This is a genomic window from Stenotrophomonas sp. P5_B8 (assembly GCF_054049855.1).
On record NZ_JBFULO010000572.1, the window covers coordinates 1 to 1,948 of the forward strand.

At 65.5% G+C, this 1,948-nt stretch carries 2 protein-coding genes; both read left to right on the forward strand.

What is annotated here, in order from left to right:
* Positions 1-860, forward strand: an 860-nt coding sequence (locus tag ACXJKH_RS19450) for a LacI family DNA-binding transcriptional regulator (RefSeq protein WP_457321834.1), incomplete at its 5' end; no start/stop codon positions are given.
* Positions 861-949: 89 nt separating this feature from the next.
* On the forward strand, positions 950-1,948 hold a 999-nt coding region (locus ACXJKH_RS19455), incomplete at its 3' end, for an outer membrane beta-barrel protein (RefSeq protein ID WP_457321836.1).

Genomic DNA, 1,948 nt, shown 5'->3' on the forward strand with positions numbered 1-1,948 from the left:
CCCGCAGCCTGAGCAGCCGGCGCACCAACACCATTGGCGTGGTCCTGCCGGACCTGTACGGCGAGTTCTTCTCCGAGTTGATGCGCGGCATCGACGGGGTCGCCCGTGAGCGTCGCCAGCACCTGCTGGTGTCCAGCTACCACGGCGACCAGGAGCAGCAGGGTGCGGCGCTGCGCGCGATGCGTGGCCGGGTCGACGGCCTGCTGGTGCTGTCCCCGTATGCGGAAAGCCCCGGGTTCCTGACCGACAACCTGCCGCAGTCGCTGCCGACGGTGCTGATCAACACCTATCTGCCCGAGCAGGATCATCCGGTGCTGAGCATCGATGACCATGCCGGCGCGATGGCGATGACCCGCCATCTGCTCGATGTCGGCCACCGCCGCATCGCGTTCATTTCTGGTCCGGATCTCAACTTCGATGCCCGCGAACGTCTGCGCGGTTTCCGCGATGCGTTGTCCGCCTTCGGCGCGGATGCGGCAGGGATCGAGTTGCCCGGTGACTTTGACGAAGCCTCCGGCCATCGCGCCGGACAGGAGTTGCTGGCAGCCGGTGCGCTGCCCGATGCGGTGTTCGCCGCCAACGACATGATGGCGCTGGGGTGTCTGTATGCGTTCGCGCAGGCAGGCGTGCGGGTACCGGCCGATGTCGCCCTGGCGGGCTTCGATGACATTCCGCTGGCGCGTTTCGTTCACCCATCGTTGACCACGATGCAGGTGAGTATCGCCGACCTCGGCGATAAGGCGATGACGCGTCTGTTGCAGTTGATGGACAGCAACAACACGGAAGCGGCCGGCGACAAGCAGACGCTTGTACCGAGCCTGATCGTGCGTGACTCAAGCAAGCCCAGAAACGAGCCGTAGGTCACGACCGTTGGTCGTGGCGCATTAAAACCACGTAATAAAAAAACGACAGGGGCCGCAAAGACGGCCACCACCACCCGGAGATTTACATGACGTATTCCAATCACCGCAATCGCACGCCGGCTCGCAGCCTGCTGACGAGCGCCTTGGTCACCTGCCTGATGCTGGGCGCCGCCCCGAGCCTGATGGCGCAGTCGGCCACCTCCTCGCTGCGCGGCCAGGTTGCCCAGGCCGACGCCGGCACCGAAGTGACCGCGACCAACCTGGCCAGCGGCACCGTGCGTCGCGCGACCACCCGCGCCGACGGCAGCTACTCGCTGATGGGCCTGGATCCGGGCACCTACGACGTCGTGGCCAATGGCCAGACCCAGAAGGTGACGGTGACCGTGGCCTCGACCGCGACCCTGAACTTCGGCGGCGCGCCGGCCAACGGCAGCACCGCCAACGCCACCAACCTGGACACGGTCAACGTCGTTGCACCGACCCTGCTGCAGGAAGTGCGTACCTCCGAAGTGGGCAAGACGGTGAGCCTGCAGCAGATCCAGACCACCCCGCAGGTGTCGCGCAACTTCCTGGAATTCGCCGACGCGGTCCCGGGCTTGATCTTCACCCGTGATGCCAAGGGCAACACCTCGCTGCGCGGCGGTGCCACCAATGCCGACGGCACCAATGTCTACATCGACGGCGTGGGCCAGAAGAGCTACGTCAAGGGCGGCGGCGTGGCCGGCCAGTCCGGCAGCGCCGGCAACCCGTTCCCGCAGCTGGCCATCGGCGAATACAAGGTCATCAGCGGCAACTACAAGGCCGAGTATGGCCAGGTGTCCAGCGCGGCCGTGACCGCGGCGACCAAGTCCGGTACCAACGAGTTCAAGGGTGAAACCTTCTACCGTTACACCAACGAAGACATGCGCGCCAAGACCCCGGCCGAGCGTCAGGCTGGCCAGACCAAGGAGGCGTCGGCCGAGAAGGAATATGGTTTTGCATTGGGTGGCCCGATCATCCAGGACAAGGCCCACTTCTTCGTGACCTATGAAGCCAAGCGCTTCGACCTGCCGGTCACCATCGCGCCGGAAGGCTCGGTCACCAAC